This is a genomic window from Streptomyces sp. NPDC037054 (genome assembly GCF_055606745.1).
Genome location: NZ_JBVJSJ010000001.1, coordinates 257,418 through 276,991 on the forward strand (window position 1 = coordinate 257,418; position 19,574 = coordinate 276,991).

20 protein-coding genes and 1 tRNA gene are annotated in these 19,574 nt (G+C 71.6%); 8 read left to right on the forward strand and 13 right to left on the reverse strand.

Annotated elements, in window-relative coordinates:
* The first annotated feature begins 93 nt into the window (after positions 1-93).
* On the forward strand, positions 94-1,059 hold the full coding sequence (locus tag ACZ7D7_RS01165; protein ID WP_470821373.1) for a GlxA family transcriptional regulator: 966 nt from the start codon (positions 94-96) through the stop codon (positions 1,057-1,059).
* Between the two features lie 71 nt (positions 1,060-1,130).
* Here ACZ7D7_RS01165 and ACZ7D7_RS01170 read toward each other — a convergent pair whose 3' ends face one another.
* The 10 genes from ACZ7D7_RS01170 to ACZ7D7_RS01215 all read right to left on the reverse strand — a co-directional run bounded on the left by ACZ7D7_RS01170 (position 1,131) and on the right by ACZ7D7_RS01215 (position 11,282).
* Complete coding sequence (locus ACZ7D7_RS01170) at positions 1,131-2,507, reverse strand: bifunctional albaflavenone monooxygenase/terpene synthase (protein ID WP_470821374.1); 1,377 nt, start codon at positions 2,505-2,507, stop codon at positions 1,131-1,133.
* Positions 2,504-3,589, reverse strand: a complete 1,086-nt coding sequence (cyc1, locus tag ACZ7D7_RS01175) for an epi-isozizaene synthase (protein WP_470821376.1) — start codon at positions 3,587-3,589, stop codon at positions 2,504-2,506. The genes ACZ7D7_RS01170 and cyc1 overlap by 4 nt, the downstream gene beginning before the upstream one ends.
* A 289-nt stretch (positions 3,590-3,878) precedes the next feature.
* Positions 3,879-4,529: a peptide deformylase gene (gene def, locus ACZ7D7_RS01180; protein ID WP_470821378.1), complete on the reverse strand. Its 651-nt coding sequence runs from the start codon at positions 4,527-4,529 to the stop codon at positions 3,879-3,881.
* A gap of 64 nt (positions 4,530-4,593) precedes the next feature.
* Positions 4,594-5,574: a tetratricopeptide repeat protein gene (locus ACZ7D7_RS01185; protein WP_470821380.1), complete on the reverse strand. Its 981-nt coding sequence runs from the start codon at positions 5,572-5,574 to the stop codon at positions 4,594-4,596.
* A 154-nt stretch (positions 5,575-5,728) separates the two neighbouring features.
* Entirely contained in the window at positions 5,729-7,099 is a 1,371-nt protein-coding gene (locus ACZ7D7_RS01190) for an HD-GYP domain-containing protein (RefSeq protein ID WP_470821381.1), read from the reverse strand.
* The gene (locus ACZ7D7_RS01195) at positions 7,006-8,319 is read right to left on the reverse strand and encodes an HD-GYP domain-containing protein (protein ID WP_470821382.1); all 1,314 of its coding nucleotides are present in this window, start codon (positions 8,317-8,319) and stop codon (positions 7,006-7,008) included. The genes ACZ7D7_RS01190 and ACZ7D7_RS01195 overlap by 94 nt, the downstream gene beginning before the upstream one ends.
* A gap of 162 nt (positions 8,320-8,481) precedes the next feature.
* Positions 8,482-8,784, reverse strand: coding sequence for a mycothiol system anti-sigma-R factor (gene rsrA / locus ACZ7D7_RS01200; RefSeq protein ID WP_279548583.1), 303 nt, complete (start codon positions 8,782-8,784; stop codon positions 8,482-8,484).
* The gene (gene sigR, locus ACZ7D7_RS01205; protein ID WP_279548584.1) at positions 8,781-9,461 is read right to left on the reverse strand and encodes an RNA polymerase sigma factor SigR; all 681 of its coding nucleotides are present in this window, start codon (positions 9,459-9,461) and stop codon (positions 8,781-8,783) included. The genes rsrA and sigR overlap by 4 nt, the downstream gene beginning before the upstream one ends.
* A 329-nt stretch (positions 9,462-9,790) precedes the next feature.
* On the reverse strand, positions 9,791-10,465 hold the full coding sequence (locus tag ACZ7D7_RS01210; RefSeq protein WP_470821383.1) for an alpha/beta hydrolase family protein: 675 nt from the start codon (positions 10,463-10,465) through the stop codon (positions 9,791-9,793).
* A gap of 1 nt (position 10,466) precedes the next feature.
* Positions 10,467-11,282 carry an SOS response-associated peptidase gene (locus ACZ7D7_RS01215; protein ID WP_470821385.1) on the reverse strand — a complete coding sequence of 272 codons (816 nt, stop codon included), beginning with the start codon at positions 11,280-11,282 and terminating at the stop codon, positions 10,467-10,469.
* Positions 11,283-11,332: 50 nt separating this feature from the next.
* On the opposite strand from ACZ7D7_RS01215, the gene ACZ7D7_RS01220 reads away from it, so the two are divergent.
* From ACZ7D7_RS01220 to ACZ7D7_RS01235, 4 genes are all read left to right on the forward strand, one after another.
* Positions 11,333-12,055 carry a M50 family metallopeptidase gene (locus ACZ7D7_RS01220; protein ID WP_470821386.1) on the forward strand — a complete coding sequence of 241 codons (723 nt, stop codon included), beginning with the start codon at positions 11,333-11,335 and terminating at the stop codon, positions 12,053-12,055.
* Positions 12,056-12,209: 154 nt separating this feature from the next.
* Positions 12,210-13,526, forward strand: coding sequence for a 3-phosphoshikimate 1-carboxyvinyltransferase (gene aroA / locus ACZ7D7_RS01225; protein ID WP_470821387.1), 1,317 nt, complete (start codon positions 12,210-12,212; stop codon positions 13,524-13,526).
* 11 nt (positions 13,527-13,537) lie between these two features.
* On the forward strand, positions 13,538-14,548 hold the full coding sequence (rsgA, locus tag ACZ7D7_RS01230; protein WP_470821389.1) for a ribosome small subunit-dependent GTPase A: 1,011 nt from the start codon (positions 13,538-13,540) through the stop codon (positions 14,546-14,548).
* A gap of 128 nt (positions 14,549-14,676) precedes the next feature.
* Positions 14,677-15,000 carry a DMT family transporter gene (locus tag ACZ7D7_RS01235; protein WP_470821390.1) on the forward strand — a complete coding sequence of 108 codons (324 nt, stop codon included), beginning with the start codon at positions 14,677-14,679 and terminating at the stop codon, positions 14,998-15,000.
* Positions 15,001-15,072: 72 nt separating this feature from the next.
* On the opposite strand, the gene ACZ7D7_RS01240 is transcribed toward ACZ7D7_RS01235, so the two are convergent.
* On the reverse strand, positions 15,073-15,681 hold the full coding sequence (locus tag ACZ7D7_RS01240; protein ID WP_470821392.1) for a TetR/AcrR family transcriptional regulator: 609 nt from the start codon (positions 15,679-15,681) through the stop codon (positions 15,073-15,075).
* Positions 15,682-15,831: 150 nt separating this feature from the next.
* On the opposite strand from ACZ7D7_RS01240, the gene hisN reads away from it, so the two are divergent.
* Positions 15,832-16,632 carry a histidinol-phosphatase gene (gene hisN, locus ACZ7D7_RS01245; protein WP_470821393.1) on the forward strand — a complete coding sequence of 267 codons (801 nt, stop codon included), beginning with the start codon at positions 15,832-15,834 and terminating at the stop codon, positions 16,630-16,632.
* A gap of 139 nt (positions 16,633-16,771) precedes the next feature.
* Entirely contained in the window at positions 16,772-17,164 is a 393-nt protein-coding gene (locus tag ACZ7D7_RS01250) for a CBS domain-containing protein (RefSeq protein WP_470821395.1), read from the forward strand.
* Between the two features lie 106 nt (positions 17,165-17,270).
* Here the strand turns inward: ACZ7D7_RS01250 and ACZ7D7_RS01255 are convergent, their stop codons facing one another.
* On the reverse strand, positions 17,271-18,722 hold the full coding sequence (locus tag ACZ7D7_RS01255) for a catalase (RefSeq protein WP_470821397.1): 1,452 nt from the start codon (positions 18,720-18,722) through the stop codon (positions 17,271-17,273).
* Positions 18,723-18,865: 143 nt separating this feature from the next.
* On the opposite strand from ACZ7D7_RS01255, the gene ACZ7D7_RS01260 reads away from it, so the two are divergent.
* Positions 18,866-19,282, forward strand: a complete 417-nt coding sequence (locus ACZ7D7_RS01260) for a Fur family transcriptional regulator (RefSeq protein WP_470821398.1) — start codon at positions 18,866-18,868, stop codon at positions 19,280-19,282.
* Positions 19,283-19,432: 150 nt separating this feature from the next.
* Here the strand turns inward: ACZ7D7_RS01260 and ACZ7D7_RS01265 are convergent.
* Positions 19,433-19,506 (reverse strand) — tRNA-Met (locus tag ACZ7D7_RS01265).
* Positions 19,507-19,574: the final 68 nt, after the last annotated feature.

Genomic DNA, 19,574 nt, shown 5'->3' on the forward strand with positions numbered 1-19,574 from the left:
TGCCGTAAGTCTCGTACTGACCCGACGCTCCTGACAGTGGCAGGACTGCCGTACACCCTCGATTTACTGCCAGATCCGAGGCACACTGGCAGCATGCTGAACAACGTGGCGGCCGTCCTGCTGGACGGCGTGCACCCCTTCGAACTGGGCGTCGTCTGCGAGGTCTTCGGCATCGACCGCAGCGACGAGGGCCTCCCGGTGTACGACTTCGCGGTGGTCTCCGCCGAGGGCCCGGACCTCGGCACCCACGTCGGCGGGCTGACCGTGTCCACGTCGTACGGCCTGGACCGGCTGGACGAGGCCGACCTGATCACCGTGCCGGCCGGGGACGACTACGCGCGGCGGGAGTATCCGCCCGAGCTGCTCGACGCCCTGGTGCGTGCCGTGGAGCGCGGGGCGCGGGTGCTGAGCGTGTGCTCCGGGGTGTTCGTGCTGGGCGCCGCCGGTCTGCTGGAGGGCAGGCGGTGCTCGGTGCACTGGCGCCACGCACCCGAGCTGGCCCGGCAGTATCCGGGGGCGGTCGTGGAGCCGGACGTGCTCTACGTGGACGAGGACCCGGTGATCACGTCGGCCGGCACCGCCGCCGGCATCGACGCCTGTCTGCACATCGTGCGCAAGGAGCAGGGTCCCGAGGTCGCCAACAAGATCGCCCGCCGGATGGTGGTGCCGCCGCACCGCGACGGGGGCCAGGCCCAGTACATCGAGCGGCCGCTGCCGCGCTCGCGGTGCGACACGGTCGGCGAGGTGCTGGCGTGGATGGAGCGGCACCTCGACCGGGAGGTCACGGTGGAACAGCTCGCCGCCCGCGCCCACATGGCGCCGCGCACCTTCGCCCGCCGCTTCCAGCAGGAGACGGGCACCACGCCCTACCGCTGGCTGCTGCGCCAGCGGGTGCTGCTGGCGCAGGAGTTGCTGGAGGGCACGGACGACACGGTCGACGCGATCGCCGCCCGCACCGGCTTCGGCACCGCGGCGGCGCTGCGGCACCAGTTCGTCCGGGCGCTCGGCACCACGCCGAACGCCTACCGGCGCGCGTTCCGGGGCCCCGAGGCCGCCTGACGGCGCGCCGGCCGCATCGGCCGGGGCCGCCCGGCCCGGTCGGCCGGGCCGGGCGCCTCAGCCCCGTCGCCTCACCTCGGCACGGCCCGCAGCAGCAGCCGGTTGGGGCGCAGCGTGATGCCGATGCGGACGCTGCCGTCGGAGCCCGGCACCTGCTCGAAGCGGTAGGCCGTCGCCATCGCCGCCGTGAACAGGGTGAGCATCGCCATCGAGAAGTGGTCGCTCGGACACTTCCGATTGCCCACGCCGAACGGCCGCATGGCGTATTTCGGCAGCTCCGTGACGCGCTCCGGAAGCCACCTGTCCGGGTCGAACTCCAGGTTGCGCTCGTACGACTTCGGATCGCGCTGGATCGCGTACGGACTGTAGATGATGTCCGCACCGGCCGGAATGCGATAGCCGCCGAGTTCCGTGTCGGTGACCGCCCGGCGGGTCAGAATCCAGACGGCCGGACGCAGTCGCATCGCTTCCACGAGGACATTGTTGGTGTGCGTGAGACTCCGTACGTCGTCGAATGCCACGGGTCGGCCACCAGTCACGGATTCAACTTCTTCGCGTACCTTGTCGCCCTGCTCCGGGTGTTCCGCGAGCACCTGGAGCAGGCTCATGATCGTCGAGGCGATGGTTTCGCTTCCGGGAGTGAGTATCGCGACGACCTGGTCATGGATCTCCTGTTCCCCGATGGGTTCGCCATTGTCGTCCTTCGCTTCCAGCAAAGCCGTCAGCAAATCGTTCGGCCTTTGACCGGACGCCCGCCGCTCGGCGACGATCTCGTCCACGAGGAGATGCAAATCGGCCAGCGCCCGGTTGAATTCGCGATTGGCCGGAAACGGCAGCCGGTAGAGCGGGCCCAGCGGGATGACCATGCGCCGGTACATGCCGCGGAACACGGTGGCGAGCGCGCCGCACAGCCGCTCGGCCCGCTCGTCCATGAACCGGCCGTGCAGCAGGCAGCGGGCCGCGACGCGCACGGCCACGCGGAACGCCTCGGAGGTGCAGTCGATGACGTCGCCGGAGCGCCAGCGCGCCACGAGCCCGTGGGTCTCCTCCTCCATGATCGGCCCGTACGCCGGGATGGCGTCGAGCCGGAACGCGGGCTGGATCGTGCGCCGCTGCCGCCGGTGGAGCGGACCATTGGCGGTGGCCACCCCCTCCTTGCCGAGCAGTCCCTCCAGGGACTCCCACAGCGGGCCGGAGATGATGTAGTCCGGGCTGAGCGCGAGGGCGCCGGTGAGCGCCGGCGTGGTCACCGCGTACACCGTCTTCGGGCCGAGCTTCAGCCGTACGACGTCGCCGTGCTCGCGCACCCGGCCCATGAAGGCCAGCGGATCGCGCGCCATCTTCCAGCCGTGGCCGAGCAGCGGCAGCCCGCCGCCCGCCACGGGTGGCTCACGCAGTTCGGTGCCCGCTCCGGTGCCGGTCTCGGGTGTGACGGACTCGACGGTCATTTCTCACCTGCCGCTTCGTTGTTGACGTACGGGGGCGTGGACCGGTCGTCCCAGTTGTCGACCATGTACCGGCCGGACTCGTGGTGGAACCAGTAGACGGTGCTGAACCAGTTCCGCATATTGCCGACGCAGGCCCGCACGGCGGTGCCGAGTTCCTTTCCCCGCACGGTGCCGTCGGCCAGTTCGTCGGCGAACCGTAAAGCGTCCCGTTCCGCGACGACGAATTCCGATATGCAGTCCTCGACGCGCCGCCGCAGATCCACGATCGCCTCTTCGAGGGTCATCCCCTCATGGGTGATGAGACTGATTCCGAGATTGTGCACCTCGTCCCCCGCTATTTCCTTCGGCAGGGAGCAGAGGTCGTTGTACCAGGCGGCGAATTCCTGGCTCAGGAGTGCGGCACGCCGGAATGCGGGGTTTTTCCGCACCCGGTCCGGGAGTTCGCGCCCCGCGCTCGCCTCCAGCAGGTCGGTCCAGATCCAGTGTGCGAAAGTGAGCCGCCGCAGCCGAAGGTATTCCTCGACGGACGGGACGATTCCGTGCGTGCGGTTGTGGAACTCCCGGTCGTACGCGTCGATCACCGCGTGGAAGTGCCGGGCGAACCGGGCGTTCCAGCTCGACGGCAGGAACGAGTAGAGCCGCAGCACACTGTCGGCGAACCCGGCCACCAGCGGGTCCTGGTGGTGCAGGTGGTCCCGGGGTGCCTCGAGCGCCGTGTGCAGCTGCCCGGCCAGACGCCGCCAGGCGACCGGACGGCCGTGCACGATGTCGCGGTCGTGACGGTCGTCCCAGACGAAGAACCACGCGCTGTAGTCCGCGATCGCCTGGAGGACCTCGTCGGAGGCGTCGAGGTAGTAGCCCGCCATCAGGTCCGTGTAGCACAAGCCGTCGGCATATTCCTCGACCTTGTCCGCCGGCATGAGGCGCTTTTCGAGGAGCCAGGTCCGCGTCTTCTCCTGGAGCCGGGGCCAATACGGGTGCAGTTGCCGGGGAAAGGCCGCCTCGATCACCGGGATCCGGAGTGAGGACGGGACTGCGATCGCGGTCGATGTCGTTGTGGTGCCGTGTGAGAAAGCATGCACGAACAAACCCCTCTCAGCCGCCTGTTGGCACACGCCCGCCCGATGAACCGGCGTGCGCCGGTGCGTATCCCCGCACTTCCCATTCAGCACCACAACTGACCGATCTGGGAACGGATTTGCTCCATTCACTACCCCCCTGTGCCGAGATTCCCCCCTTGCGTGACTGGTTTTTGATCATTAGGGAAGCGAAGTGGATCGGGCGTGCGACGGACACACGAACGGCGCCCGACCAGGAAGGAGAACCTGATCGGGCGCCGCGGGAAAGGCGGTTGACGGACGGCCGGGGCCGTCAGTCGTTCGCGACCACGGGGTAGCGCGGCTCGTTCTCGGCCATCTGCCGCAGCGCGTCCTTGCGCTCGCGCTTGGACAGCCGGTCGATGTAGAGGTAGCCGTACAGGTGGTCCGTCTCGTGCTGGAGGCAGCGCGCGAAGTAGCCGGTGCCGCGCACCTTGACCGGGTTGCCCTTCTCGTCCTGCCCGGTCACCTCGGCGTAGTCCGGCCGGGCGAGCGAGGCGTACGCGGTCGGCACGGACAGGCAGCCCTCGTTGCTGTCGTCAAGACGGCGCCGCTCGGCGGGCAGTTCGACGAGCTTCGGGTTGCAGACCACGCCGACGTGCCGCACGCCGTCGTCGTCCGGGCAGTCGTAGACGAACACCTTGAGGTCGACGCCGATCTGGTTGGCGGCCAGGCCCACGCCCTCGGCGGTGCGCTGGCTGGCGAACATGTCCGCCACCAGCTGCTGGAGTTCCTCGCCGAACTCGGTGACGTCCTTGCACTCCTTGTGGAGCACCGGGTTCCCGACGACGGTGATCGGCCGCGAGGTGCCCCGCTCCCGCCACTCCGACTCGCGCGCCTCGCAGTCCTCCGTGTCCACGACGAAGCCCTCGTCGTCGACGGGGAGCACGCCCACGTGCTGCTGATCGGTGTCCTGCTGCGCCATGACCGACGTACGCCTTCCTCAAAAACCAGGGGGGAGTGTTGCTGGTACAGGGTAAGCGGAGACCTCAGCAGACCTCTTCCAGATCCCGCCAGTCCCGCGATTCCGGGCTGTCCGCCACCCACCCGTCGAGCAACCCCCGCACCAGCGAGGCGGGCGCCGCCACCCCGCACTCGCGCTCCGGCACCCACAGCTGCCCGTCGGTGCGGTGCCCGAGCGGCCCGGGGTGCCCCGGCTCACTGTGGTCGTGCGGGTCGAGGTGCTCGCCGTCGCCCTCGTCGGACGGCATCCGCGACTCGGAGCACATCCGGCACAGCAGCCGCACGGAGGACGACCAGTCCTCGGCGGCGAACCCGGCGTCGGCGGCCAGCTGCTCCAGGGCGTCCCGGTCGGCCTCCGTGGCCGCCTCCAGCAGCACGACCCAGGTGGGCACGGGCGACGGCGCCCACAGCTCTATCTCGTCGAACACCGGATAGGTGTGCCCGGCGCTCGTGGTCCGCTCGCCGTGCGGCACCCCGTCGTGCAGGACGACCTCGCCCCAGCGCCGCCCCGAGGACGGCAGCGGGATCGACAGCACCTCGATCCGGGCGGGGTCCAGCCGCCGCCCCCACACGACCTCTGCCTCCCCCTCGGGGGACAGCCGTACGGCCGCGCTGCCGAGGTCCATGCCGACCGGTTCCCCGGAGCCGGTCGCGGCGCCGGGCACCTTCAGTCCGTAGGCCTGCCAGGCGCGGCGGGCCAGCGGCCAGTCCTGGAGGGCGGTCGCGGCGATGCCGACGTTCCACCAGTCGGGTGCCCCGGTGTCCCGGTCGAGCAGCGCGACGGCTCTGAGGCCGGCCGCCCGGGCCTGCTCCCAGTCGTGCCGGAACTTGTGCAGCAGCGCCAGGTTGAACCAGGACTCCGACAGCCAGGGCTCCAGATCCGCGGCCCTCGTCAGCAGCGCGCCCGCGTCCTCGTACCGGCCGTCGCCGATGAGAGTGAACGCGCGGTCCGTGGCCTGCCGCCAGGAGGCGGAGGGCCGGTGCCGTCCCTTGCCGAAGATCCTCACGATTCCCGCCTGCCAGTTCCGTGGAGTGGGCTGGCTGTGCCTTTCTGCGCCCCCGGACACCCTTTCCTGCGCATCAAACCACGTACGGCTTGAGGGGCGCTCATTACCCATGGGTTACCCAGCCTCGGACCGGGTCAGACAGCCGCCCGCGCACTCAGCCGGCGTGCTCACGCGCCACCCCCGCGTCCCGCGACAGCACCCGTGCCAGTGAGGCCACGACCTCGGGCGCATACTCCCCCACGGTGGCGAGCCTCAGGTCCTCCAGCGCGCTGAGCGCGCCGCCGGGCCCGGCGTCCCGCGCCTTCTCCTCGTAGGCGTTCACCACGCGCACGATCCGGGCGGCGAGCGGCTGTTCCCGGCACGGGTCGGCCTGCCGCTCCACGACGACGGCGACGGCCGGGTCGACCCCGGTCTGCCGTACGACGGCCCCGCCGAGCAGCGCGATGCGGCGCTGTTCCGCCGCGGACAGGGCGGCGGTGGCCCCGGCCGGCACCGGGTCGACGAGGCTGAGCTGGCCGATGTCGTGCATCAGTGCCGCGTACTCCAGCACGGTCAGCTCGGGCTCGGTCATCCCGAGGTCCCGGCCGACGGCCAGGCTGAGCGCGGCCACACGGCGGGCGTGCCCGGTCGGCGTGTACCCGGCGATCTCGGTGGCGCGGGCCAGGGAGGCGATGGTCTGCCGGTAGGTGGCGCGGACCGCGGCGTACCGGCGGTAGGACAGCTGGGTCAGCAGCAGCGGCACCGAGAAGACGGGGAGCGCCCACAGCCCGACGACGGCCACCGTCAGCGCCATCACGGCTCCGGTCGCGCACACCGCGGAGCCGGTGCCGAGCATGCCGCGCAGTTCGTCGCGCAGCAGCGGGGCGAAGGGCCACCGGGTCCGGGCGTGGGCCAGGGCGGCGGCGAGCACCGCGTCGAAGAGGGCGGTCAGCGTGAGCAGCGCGAGCAGCAGCAGCGCGTAGGCGGGACCGATCCAGTCGTCGAACGCGCCCTGGTTGTAGAGGGGTTGGAAGCAGGTGGCGGCGAAGCCGACGCTGAGCACGCGGCGGGCGAGCTGGTCGGGTGTGGGGCCCCTCCCGCGCGCGGTGTGCGGGACGCTGCCGATGAGGGTGGCGACGAGGACGACGGTCACCACCTGCGCCACGCCGTGCCGGCTGGGCACCCCGGCGGTCTCGCCGAGCAGGGCGTAGGCCAGGGCGGCGGCCGCTCCGAGCGGCGCTGCCTCCCGGACCCGCGCCCCGGTCCAGCGGGTCAGCTCGCCGACGGCGATCAGCAGGCCGAAGGCGGCGGCGACCGGCCGCTCGTGCAGCCCGTCCCCGAGGGTGGCGGCGAGGCATCCGGCGGCGAGCAGCCCGGCGGTGGTGTGCACCAGGGCCAGGAGCAGGGGCCGCTGCCGCCGCGTCACCGGTGCGCTCCGGGCGGCCTGCCGCGTCACCGGTGCACTCCGGGCGGGCTGGGGGCGCGCGGCCGGGGCGGGCGGGCGTGACCCGGTCCGCTCTCGTCGGCCGTGACCGCGGGCCGCCATCCGGACCGGGCGATGACGCGGACGAGGGCGGCCACCATCCGGGGGTCGAACTGGCTGCCCGCGCACCGCTGGAGTTCCTCCAGGGCGGTCGGGACGGGCCGGGCCCTGCTGTAGGAGCGGGTGGAGGTCATGGCGTCGAAGGCGTCGGCCACCGCGACCACGCGCGCCGACTCGGGGATCTGGGACCCGACGAGCCCGTAGGGGTAGCCGCTGCCGTCCATCCGCTCGTGGTGGTGCAGCACCGCGGCCCGGGCCTCGCCGAGGAAGCCGATGCCGCGGACGATCTCGTGCCCGTACTCCGGGTGCAGTTCGATGACGCGCCGCTCCTCGGGGGTGAGCGGGCCGTCCTTGCGCAGCAGCCGGGTCGGGACGCCGAGCTTGCCGACGTCGTGGAGGATCCCGGCGAACCGCAGAACCTCGACGCGGTCGTCGTCCAGGCCGAGCTCGCGGGCGATCATCATCGAGGCCTGGCCGACGCGTTCGCTGTGTCCGCGCGTGTAGCCGTCCTTGATGTCGACGGCCTGGACGAGGGCGCGGATCGTCGCCTGGTGCGCGGCGTGTTCCCGGTGGTACTGCGCGAACGCCCACCAGGACACGCCCATCGGCAGCATCACCAGCAGCGCGGCGACGGGGCCGTACTCGCTGCGCCACAGCACGGCCATCATCAGGCCGACGAGTCCGTGCACGGCGACCGGCGCCAGCGACGGCGTGAACAGCCCGCGCCAGGCCCGCCGCAGCGGGACCCGTTCGGCGAGGGCGAGGATGCCGCCGTCCAGCACGGTCAGCACCAGGCAGAACACCAGCACGGCGGCGCCGGCCGGCAGCAGCGCGTAGCGGAAGTCGGACTCGACGACGGCGTCGCGTCCGCCCAGCGACCAGTGCGCGCGGGAGGCGGCCCACACGGCGACGACGAGCTGCGCGGCCCGCCAGACGCGCCGCAGGGCCACGGGCCGCTCCGCGACCCCGGACAGCAGCGCGCCCGGCACCGCGACGAGCGCGGCGGCGGGCGGCGGCAGGAGGAAGGCCCCGGCGAGGAGCACGGGATGGAAGGTGCCGGCGAACCGGGATCTGGCGATGTGCTCGCAGCCCGCGTACAGCACGGCGAGCAGGGCGACCGCCCACCAGGGGGTGCGCAGCTCGGGCACGTGGCACAGGCAGAGGAGGGCCGCGACGACGACACAGGCCACGTACGCACGTGCCCGTGCCGGTACCGCGTCCATGAGCCCCTCCCCCGGCCATGCCTGTCAGGCTCCGGAGCCTAGGCGGCGGCAGGGGGGTGCGCGGGGGCTTCCCGGCGAGTTAGCACGTTCGGGTGAAAGGCGGACCTTCGGTGTGACGGGCGGCGAAGCCCGGGCTTCCGAAAGCCGGGCCCGCGGGAGGAGCTAGGACTCCTGCGGCGTGGCCGTCACGTCGTGCTCGGGGACGGCCTGGCCGGAACGGATCAGGTCGATCCGTCCCATGACCTTGGCCCGCAGGTCGCCCGGCACGTCGTCATGCCCGCAGCACCGCTTGACCAGCTTCTTCACGGCCTGCTCGAGCCCGTACTTCTCCAGGCAGGGCGAGCACTCCTCGAAGTGGTGCTCGAACTTCACGCAGTCCGAGTCCGGCATCTCCCGGTCGAGAAACTCGTAGAGATGATCGAGGATTTCGCTGCAATCCGTCTCGTGCGGCTCTCCGCAGCTCATGACCCCGAGCCTTTCGCTTCGTTCGACTCTCCCGCGCCGGCCGGGACCAGTCCGCGCTCGCGGGCGTAGTCCTCCAGCATGCCGCGCAGTTGGCGGCGTCCCCGGTGCAGCCGGGACATCACCGTACCGATGGGTGTCCCCATGATGTCGGCGATCTCCTTGTACGCAAAGCCCTCGACATCCGCCAGGTACACGGCGATGCGGAACTCCTCGGGGATCGCCTGGAGCGCTTGCTTGACGTCCGAGTCGGGCAGGTGGTCGAGCGCCTGCGACTCCGCGGAGCGCAAGCCCGTCGACATGTGCGACTCGGCACGGGCGAGCTGCCAGTCCTCGATCTCCTCGGCCGCGCTGCGCTGCGGTTCGCGCTGCTTCTTGCGGTACGAGTTGATGAAGGTGTTGGTGAGGATCCGGTACAGCCACGCCTTGAGGTTGGTGCCTTCACGGAACTGGTGGAACGACGCGTACGCCTTCGCGTACGTCTCCTGCACCAGGTCCTCGGCGTCGGCCGGGTTGCGCGTCATGCGCAGCGCGGCCGAGTACATCTGGTCGAGGAATTCCAGCGCGTCCCGCTCGAAGCGCGCGCTGCGCTCCGCGGTCGACTCCGCGACACCCCGGCCCTCGGGCTGCTCCGCCTGGCCGTTCTCGGTCCCTGCGTCGGTACCGGTGACCGGACCCACCTCCTCCAGTGTTGGCGCGGGACCGAGGCCGGTCCCACTCGATTCGGAGGATAGACGACCCGTGGTCGGGGACGCCTGTCGATTCGGTCCGCCCGACGCCCTGAGCGGGGCGGTCTTCGCCGCGTGCAGCACGGTCCAGTCGAGCTCGGCGCGGCTGGAGCGGCTCGGGCAGTAGGTCGACCCCATGCGGCGGACTTCCTCTCCTACGACGACGGTGCCGACGGCCGGCACTCACGTCCCGCACAACAGCACTCGCGCATTCCGCATTCCCGGGCGGTCGGCACGGTGACCGTTCCCGGGCGATCGGCCCAGTGACCATTCCCGGGCGGTCAGCCCAGTGACCGGACCCACGCGGCGACGCCGTCGACGATCAGCGCGAGGGCCTCGTCCTGGGTGAGGTCCGCACGCTTGGGCACGGCGAAACCGTGGTCGGCCCGGGGCACGACGACGCCGGGCTCGTAGCCCTCGGGGAACTCCTCGGGGCGGCCGAAGGGGTCGTTGCCGCCCTGCACGACCAGCAGCGGCACGCCCGCCCGCCCGACGGCGAGCAGCTCGTCCGCCCGTGACTTCTCGGGCTTGCCCGGCGGGTGCAGCGGGAAGCCGAGCGCGAGGACACCGGCGGCGCCGAGTCCGTCCGCCGTGCGGCAGGCGACGCGGGCGCCGGCGCTGCGTCCGCCCGCGATCACCGGCGGCCCCGGCGCGGCCAGCGCGGGCCAGACGCCGCGCCAGCCGGTGTCGAGGGTCTTCGGGGCGGGCGCCAGCTTCCTGCCGGCCACCCGCCAGGGCTGCTCCACGAGGGCGACGGTCACGCCGTGGGCGGGCAGGGCGGCGGCGAGCGCCGCGAGGTCGCGCGCCTCGATGCCGCCGCCGGCGCCGTGGCTCGCGGCCAGCACGAACCGGGCCTTCTTCGCCGGGTGCCAGGTGACGCGGGCGGTGCCCGCCTCGGTCTCGACGTCCTCGGTGGTCGCGCGGGTCCCGGTGCTCCGGCGGGTCTTGGTGGTCACGTCAGAAGAGTGTGCCCTCTTCGGGCGCCTCAAGCTCCTTGAGCAGCTCCGCGCCGTTGTTGCGGACGTTGCTGACGGCCGTGGACACCGGGAAGGCGCGCATCAGGCCGGGCGGCGGGGGCGCGAGCAGGCTCCGCAGGTCGTCCAGGTCGGTGCGGGCCGGGTCGAGCCAGGCGTCCCAGCGGTCCGGGGTGAGCATCAGCGGCATCCGGGGGTGGATGTCGGCGAGCGAGCGCGGGCCCTCGGCGGGCGCGACCGCGAGCGGGGTGCTCTCCGCCTCGGTGGTGATCACCGAGCACGTCACCCACCAGGCGCCCGGGTGGTCGTCCGGGAGCGTCCTGTCGCGCCAGAACTCGTACAGGCCGGCCATGGCGAACACCGAGCCGTCCGCGGGCGTCACGAAGTACGGCTGCTTGCGCGGCCGCTTCTTCTTCCCCTCGACCTCCAGCTCCCGCTCCTGGCTGCCGGTGACCCACTCGTAGTAGCCGTCGGCGGGCAGGATGCAGCGCCGGGTCGCGAAGGCACGGCGGTACGACGGCTTCTCGTGGAGGGTCTCCGAGCGCGCGTTGATCATGCGGGCGGCGCCCTCGGGGGTCTTCGACCAGGACGGCACCAGGCCCCACTTCAGCTTCCGCAGCTGGCGGACCGGCCGCGGGTCCGGGGCGTCCTTCAGGGGCCGGTCGAGGATGGCGTGGACCTCCTTGGTGGGAGCCACGTTGTAGTCGGGGGCCAGGGTCTCCTCGGGTTCCCACTTCTCGATCTCAAAGATTCCTGCGAGATCCTCGGGCCTACGACTGGCTGCATACCGTCCGCACATACGTGCCACACTGCCAGACTCCGCGCGACCACGAGGAGCCCCTTCCGAACATGCATCAGCTCGCATCCGCCTCGCTCGCCTCCCTCTGGGACGAGGTCTCCGGCACCCAGCCCGACCCCGACCTGTGGGTGGTGATCGCGACCCTGGTCGCGGCGCTCGCCGTGGTCGTGCCGCAAAGGCTGTGGCGCATGGCCCGCAACGCGATCACCATCGCCCACGAGGGCGGCCACGGCCTGGTCGCGCTGCTCACCGGCCGCACGCTCACCGGCATCCGGCTGCACTCGGACACCAGCGGCCTGACCGTCAGCCGCGGCAAGCCGTACGGCATCGGCATGATCCTCACCGCCGCCGGCGGCTACACCGCTCCCCCACTGCTCGGCCTCGGCGGCGCGGCCCTGCTCGCGTCGGGGCGCATCACGCTGCTGCTGTGGCTGGCGACGGCGCTGCTCGTGGCGATGCTGGTGATGATCCGCAACGCGTACGGGGCGCTGACGGTGATCCTCACCGGCGCCCTGTTCGTCCTGGTGTCGTGGCTGACCGGTCCGCAGGTGCAGGCGGCGTTCGCGTACGTGGTGGTGTGGTTCCTGCTGCTCGGCGGGGTGCGTCCGGCGTTCGAGCTCCAGGCGAAGCGGTCGCGGGGCGGGGCGGGCGACTCGGACGCGGACCAGTTGTCACGGCTGACGAACGTGCCGGCCGCGCTGTGGCTGTTCCTGTTCCACGCGGTGTCGCTGTGCTCGCTGATAGGCGGGGGCCGCTGGCTGCTGGAGGTGTGAGTCCCCCGCGCTGCCCGCGGGCGCCGACTTGCACCCCTCGCGGGCGCATAAATGCGGGGCACATGCCATCCCGTCTACCACAGCCGTGTTTCGCTCCAATTTCGCCGTTTCTGATCAAGATCTCCGGTCACTCGCAGCCACTAAAGTGGTGCGCATGACCATTGACCCTGCGCACACCGCCCTTTGGCCCGCCCCGCACGCGAGCGGAGCCGTCGACGCGACGGTCCACGTGCCGGGGTCCAAGTCGGTCACCAACCGCGCCCTGGTGCTGGCCGCCCTCGCCTCCGAGCCGGGCTGGCTGCGCCGCCCGCTGCGCTCCCGCGACACCCTGCTGATGGCCGGTGCCCTGCGCGCGATGGGCGTCGGCATCGAGGAGGGCGTGGGCCCGGACGGCACGGGCGAGGCGTGGCGTGTGATCCCCGCCGGCCTGCGTGGCCCGGCCACGGTCGACGTCGGCAACGCCGGCACGGTGATGCGCTTCCTGCCGCCGGTCGCGGCGCTGGCCGACGGCCCCGTCCGCTTCGACGGCGACCCCCGCTCCTACGAGCGTCCCCTGCACGGCGTCATCGACGCGCTGCGCGGTCTGGGCGCCCGCATCGACGACGACGGCCGGGGCGCGCTGCCGCTCACGGTGCACGGCGGCGGCGCGCTGGACGGCGGCCCGGTCTCGATCGACGCGTCCTCGTCGTCGCAGTTCGTCAGCGCCCTGCTGCTGTCGGGGCCGCGCTTCAACCAGGGCGTCGAGGTCCGTCACACCGGCGCCACGCTGCCGTCGATGCCGCACATCCGCATGACGGTCGACATGCTGCGCGCGGTCGGCGCCCAGGTGGACACCCCCGAGTCGGGCGGCGAGGCGAACGTGTGGCGGGTGACGCCGGGCGCCCTGCTCGGCCGGGACCTGACCATCGAGCCCGACCTGTCGAACGCCCAGCCGTTCCTGGCGGCGGCGCTGGTGACCGGCGGCAAGGTCACCATCCCGGACTGGCCGGCCCGCACCACCCAGCCCGGCGACCGGCTGCGGGAGATCTTCACCGAAATGGGCGGTTCCTGCGAGCTGACGGACTACGGCCTGCAGTTCACCGGATCGGGTGCCGTGCACGGCATCGACGTGGACCTGAGCGAGGTCGGCGAGCTCACGCCGGGCATCGCCGCGGTCGCCGCGCTCGCCGACTCCCCGTCCACGCTGCGCGGCGTGGCGCACCTGCGGCTGCACGAGACGGACCGGCTGGCCGCGCTCACCAAGGAGATCAACGAACTCGGCGGTGACGTCACCGAGACCGCCGACGGACTGCACATCCGCCCGCGCCGGCTGCACGGCGGGGTCTTCCACACCTACGACGACCACCGCATGGCCACGGCGGGCGCGATCATCGGCCTCGCGGTGGAGGGCGTGCGGATCGAGAACGTCGCGACGACCGCGAAGACGCTGCCGGACTTCCCCGACCTGTGGACCGGGATGCTCGGGGCGTAAGGACGTTCGCCATGCGCCGCTACGGCAAGCACACCGACGAGGACGACATCCGCAGCCGCCCCAACCGCAAGGGCAACCGGCCGCGCACGAACATCCGGCCCAAGCACGAGGACGCCGCCGAGGGCATGGTCCTCACGGTCGACCGGGGGCGCCTGACCTGCCTCGTCGAGGGCCGGGTCGTCCTGGCGATGAAGGCGCGCGAGCTGGGCCGCAAGGCCGCCGTGGTCGGCGACCGGGTGGCCCTGGTCGGGGACATGTCCGGCAAGAAGGACACACTGGCCCGCATCGTGCGCATCGCGGAGCGGACGTCGGTGCTGCGGCGCACCGCCGACGACGACGACCCGTTCGAGCGGGTGGTCGTCGCCAACGCCGACCAGCTCGCCGTCGTCACCGCGCTCGCCGACCCCGAGCCGCGCCCGCGCCTGATCGACCGCTGCCTCGTCGCGGCCTTCGACGGCGGCCTCACCCCGCTGCTCGTCCTGACGAAGTCCGACCTCGCCCCGCCGGACGAACTCCTGGAGCTGTACGGCGACCTGGACATCCCCTACGTCGTCACCAGCCGCGAGGAGCTGGAGAGCGGCGGCGCCGCCGACCGCGTGCGCGAGCATCTCGCCGGCAAGGCCACGGCGTTCGTCGGTCACTCCGGAGTCGGCAAGACGACCCTGGTCAACGCGCTCGTCCCCGAGGAGCGCCGCCGCCTGACCGGGCACGTCAACGCGGTGACGGGGCGCGGCCGGCACACCACCACGTCGGCGCTGGCGCTGCCGCTGGACGGGGCCGAGGGCTGGGTGATCGACACCCCGGGCGTGCGGTCCTTCGGGCTCGCGCACGTCGACCCGTCCCGCGTGATCCACGCCTTCCCGGACCTGGAGCCCGGCACGGAGGGCTGCCCGCGCGCGTGCAGTCACGACGAGCAGGACTGCGCGCTGGACCAGTGGGTCGCGGAAGGTCACGCGGACCCGGCGCGGCTGTACTCGCTGCGCAGGCTGCTGGCGACCCGGGAGCGCAAGGAAGGCGACTGACCTCCGCGTTGTTTGTCCCGGCGTCCGGATGGCAAGTGCATAATCGCACCCAGTCGCAACCGAAGCGGCGCACAGTCCGACCTGGGCCCGACGAGACGCGGACACGCGGGACACGAGGGAGACGACACATGGCGTGGCTGCTGGTCATCGTGGCCGGGGTGCTCGAAACCGGATTCGCCGTCTGCCTCAAGCTGTCCCACGGCTTCACCCGGCTCTGGCCGACGCTCGCGTTCTGCGTCTTCGCGCTCGGCAGCTTCGGCCTGCTGACGCTGTCGCTGAAGAAGCTCGACGTCGGGCCTGCCTACGCGGTGTGGACGGGCATCGGCGCGACCGGCACGGCGATCTACGGGATGATCTTCCTCGGTGACGTCGTGTCCACGCTGAAGATCGTGTCGATCAGCCTGGTCATCATCGGCATCGTGGGCCTCCAACTGTCCGGCTCGGCGCACTGAACGCTCACACGGCGTGCCACTGATCACTCAACGGCGTGCCCCTGACCGTTCATACGGCCTGCCGCTGAGCGCTCACCCGGCCTGCCGCGGCAGCGCGCCGCGCACCAGGTCGGCGACGCCCCCGTCGGCGGGCGGCGCGGCCACGCAGGACAGGGCGAGACGGACGACGAGCTCGCAGGACCTGGCCAGTTCGGCGGTGTCCGCCCGTGGCGTGCCGGGCGGGGCCAGCGCCGCCACGGCGCGGTCGCGGACCAGGGTCACGAGGTCGCCGGGCGAGGGCAGCGGGCCGTTCGCGCGGCGCTGCGCGGGGACGGCGGAGGACGACGGCACCGGCGCGGGCGAGGGCGAGGGCAGCCGCTCGCTCCAGCAGCCGGTGAGCAGGGCGCGGACGAGGGCGTTGCCCTGGGCCGCCGACGCGGTCCACTCGGCGGTCGCGGTGAGGCGGTCGCGGAGGTCGGGAGGCCCGGCGAGGGCGCGGTCCACACCGGCGATGTAGGCGTCGGCCTCCCTCCTGACGAGCGCGCGGGCGAGCCCGTCCTTGCTGCCGAACTCGTTGTAGAGCGTCTGCCGGGAGACTCCGGCCGCCGCGGCCACGTCCACCATCCGCACCGCCGACCACGGTCGGCGCGCCAGGGCCGTGTATGCGGCGTCCAGCAGGGACTCCCGCGCTGCAGGCATCATCGCCTCCCTCGGGGCGAGCGGCTCTGCGGACAGGTTTGACGCGGGGTGGGGCACTGTCAAGGGTTCCCGGAGTCCCGGGACCGGCGCCCGGTCGCGGTGCGCGCTGCCCCCCGTAGCCCTGGGACGCTCATGACAGATACGGTTCGTTGCATGCCCGACTACCTTGATGACCTGCGTCTCGCCCACGTCCTCGCGGACGCCGCGGACGCCGCGACGATGGACCGGTTCAAGGCCCTCGACCTGAAGGTGGAGACCAAACCGGACATGACGCCGGTGAGCGAGGCGGACCGGGCGGCGGAGGACCTCATCCGAGGCCAGCTCCAGCGCGCGCGCCCGAGAGACGCGATCCTCGGCGAGGAGTACGGCGTGGAGGGCACCGGCCCGCGCCGCTGGGTGATCGACCCGATCGACGGCACGAAGAACTACGTGCGCGGCGTCCCGGTCTGGGCCACGCTCATCTCCCTGATGGAGGCGGGTGAGAGCGGCTTCCAGCCGGTCGTCGGCGTCGTCTCCGCGCCCGCGCTCGGCCGGCGCTGGTGGGCCGCGAAGGGCTACGGCGCCTTCTCCGGCCGCAGCCTGTCCTCCGCGTCGCGGCTCCAGGTGTCCCGGGTCGCGAAGCTCGCCGACGCGTCCTTCGCGTACTCCTCGCTGAGCGGCTGGGAGGAGCAGGGCCGGCTGGACGGCTTCCTGGACCTGACCCGCGAGGTGTGGCGCACGCGCGCGTACGGCGACTTCTGGCCGTACATGATGGTCGCCGAGGGCTCGGTGGACATGTGCGCGGAGCCCGAGCTGTCACTGTGGGACATGGCGGCGAACGCGATCATCGTGACCGAGGCGGGCGGCACCTTCACCGGCCTCGACGGCCGCCCCGGCCCGCACAGCGGCAACGCGGCGGCGTCGAACGGCCCGCTCCACGACGAGCTGCTGGGGTATCTCAACCAGCGCTACTGAGCGCCGTCGCGCGCCCCGGCCGCCCCCGTCGGCCCTCTTGTTGGCCCCGGCGTTGCCTGCCACTCTGAGAGTCCCCCCACTTGTGAATTTGTGAATCCGTGAACTAAGTCCTCGGATTCCTTAGGAGGTGGCTCCATCCATGCTCGTCCGTGACGCCATGAGCACCGTGGTCCTCACCATCGGCCCCGACCACACCCTGCGCCAGGCCGCCGCCCTGATGTCCGCCCGCCGGGTCGGCGCGGCCGTCGTCCTCGACCCCGACGCCGGCAACATCGGCATCCTGACCGAACGCGACGTCCTCAACTCCGTGGGGCTCGGCCAGGACCCCGACACCGAACGCGCGCACGCCCACACCACCACCGACGTCGTGTTCGCCGCCCCGTCCTGGACGCTGGAGGAGGCGGCCTGTGCCATGACCCACGGCGGATTCCGCCACCTCGTCGTCCTCGACGGCGGCGAGCCCACCGGCGTCGTCTCGGTCCGCGACATCATCCGCTGCTGGGCGCCGGTCCGGGCGCAGGTACCGGCCTGAGGGAGGACGGGCAGGAAGACGAGAACGCGAAAGGGCCGGGCCCCCCGAAGGGGGTCCGGCCCGTCGCCGCGGCAAGCGGTCCCGTGCTGGTGACCAGTGCTGGTGATCAGCCGCGCAGGGCCTGGACCGCGGCCTCCAGCCGCTTGCCGAAGTCGCCGTCGGCCTGCCGGAAGTTGTCGATCGCGCGCTCGGCGATGTCCTCGCGCGAGACCTGCGAGATGGCGCCCGCCAGGTTGTCGATCAGGCGCTCCTTCTCGTCCTCCGACATCAGCCGGTAGAGGTTGCCCGCCTGGACGAAGTCGTTGTCCTCGGCATGCGAGGGAGCCTCGTGGTTGCCGGTGCCGCCGGCGACCCGGACCGGCTCCCACAGCGGGCGGTCCGTCTGGAACGGTCCGCCGAAGCTGTTCGGCTCGTAGTTCTTCGCGCCCTTGTGACGGCCGTCGTACAGGTGGCCGTCACGGGAGTGGGTGCGCGCCTCGGTGGCGTGCGGGCGGTTCACCGGCAGGTGGTCGGCGTTGATGCCGACGCGGTAGCGGTGGGCGTCGCCGTACGCGAAGAGGCGGCCCTGGAGCATCTTGTCCGGGGAGGGACCGATGCCCGGCACGAAGTGGGCGGGACTGAAGATCGACTGCTCGACCTCGGCGAAGATGTTCTCCGGGTTGCGGTTGAGCTCCAGCTTGCCGAACCAGACGACCGGGTAGTCCGCGTGCGGCCACACCTTGGTCAGGTCGAACGGGTTGAAGCGGTACGTCGCCGCCTCGGCCACCGGCATGATCTGCACGCCGACGGTCCAGCTCGGGTAGTCGCCCCGCTCGATGGCCTCGCGCAGGTCGCGCTGGTGCGAGTCGGGGTCCTTGCCCGCGAGGACCTCGGCCTCCGCGGCGGTCAGGTTCTTGATGCCCTGGTCCGTCTTGAAGTGGTACTTCACCCAGAACGCCTCGCCGGCCTCGTTGCTCCACTGGAAGGTGTGCGAGCCGAAGCCGTCCATGTGACGGTACGAGGCGGGGATGCCTCGGTCGCCGAACAGCCAGGTCACCTGGTGGGTGCTCTCCGGGCTGAGGCTCCAGAAGTCCCAGACGTTGTCCGCCTCCTGCGAGCCCGTGTACGGGTCGCGCTTCTGGGTGTGGATGAAGTCGGGGAACTTGATGGCGTCCTTGATGAAGAACACCGGGGTGTTGTTGCCGACGAGGTCGTAGTTGCCCTCCTCGGTGTAGAACTTCACCGCGAAACCGCGCGGGTCACGGACCGCGTCCGCCGCGCCCAGGTTGCCCGCCACGGTCGAGAAGCGCAGGAATACCTCGGTCTGCTTGCCGACCTCGGAGAGGAACTTGGCACGCGTGTACCTCGTGACGTCGGCCGTGACCGTGAAGGTGCCGTAGGCACCCGCGCCGCGGGCGTGCACCACGCGCTCCGGGATGCGCTCCCGGTTGAAGTGGGCCAGCTTCTCGAGGAGCAGCTGGTCCTGGACGAGTACCGGGCCACCGACGCCCGCGGTCTCGCTGTTCTGGTTGTCGGCAACCGGAGCACCGGCCTCCGTAGTGAGCGGTCCCTGCGTCACGTCGCGCCTCCTGGTACTGCGTCTGTTCCTATTGCTTGGCCAAAGCCGTTCTCGATCCTACATTGGACTTTGTCCAAGTCAAACAAGACTCTAATTCCACACCTGTTCGGGACCTGGTCCCCCTTGCTGCTAGGCTGGTGCGCATGAGTGACCTTCTGGATCGGCTGCGTGGACGCGGATGGCGGATGACCGCGCAGCGGCGCGTCGTGGCCGAGGTCCTCGACGGCGAACACGTCCATCTGACGGCCGACGAGGTGCACGCCAGGGCTGTCGCCAAGCTGCCCGAGATCTCCCGGGCGACCGTCTACAACACCCTCGGCGAGCTGGTCTCGCTGGGCGAGGTGCTGGAGGTCGCCACGGACAGGCGCGCGAAGCGGTACGACCCGAACGCGCACCGACCGCACCACCACCTGGTGTGCGCCCAGTGCGGCGCGATCCGGGACGTGCACCCGAGCGGGAACCCGCTGGCGGACCTCCCGGACTCGGAGCGCTTCGGCTTCACGGTCTCGGACGTCGAGGTGACGTACCGCGGCCTCTGCCCCAGCTGCGTCTCGGCGTAGCCCCAGGCCCTTCAGAAACCCCCGGCCGCGATCACCGATCGCCGCCGGGGGTTTCTTGCGAGAACACCTCTTGCGAAAACACCGGTGCGAAACACCCGTGTAAAACACCGAGGGCCGGAACCCTTTCGGATCCCGGCCCTCGGCCTTCAGTAGCGGGGACAGGATTTGAACCTGCGACCTCTGGGTTATGAGCCCAGCGAGCTACCGAGCTGCTCCACCCCGCGTCGGTGAATGCAACGTTACGTCAAGGCCGACGTCAGAAGCAAATCGCTCACCTGCGGGGCCCCGAGCA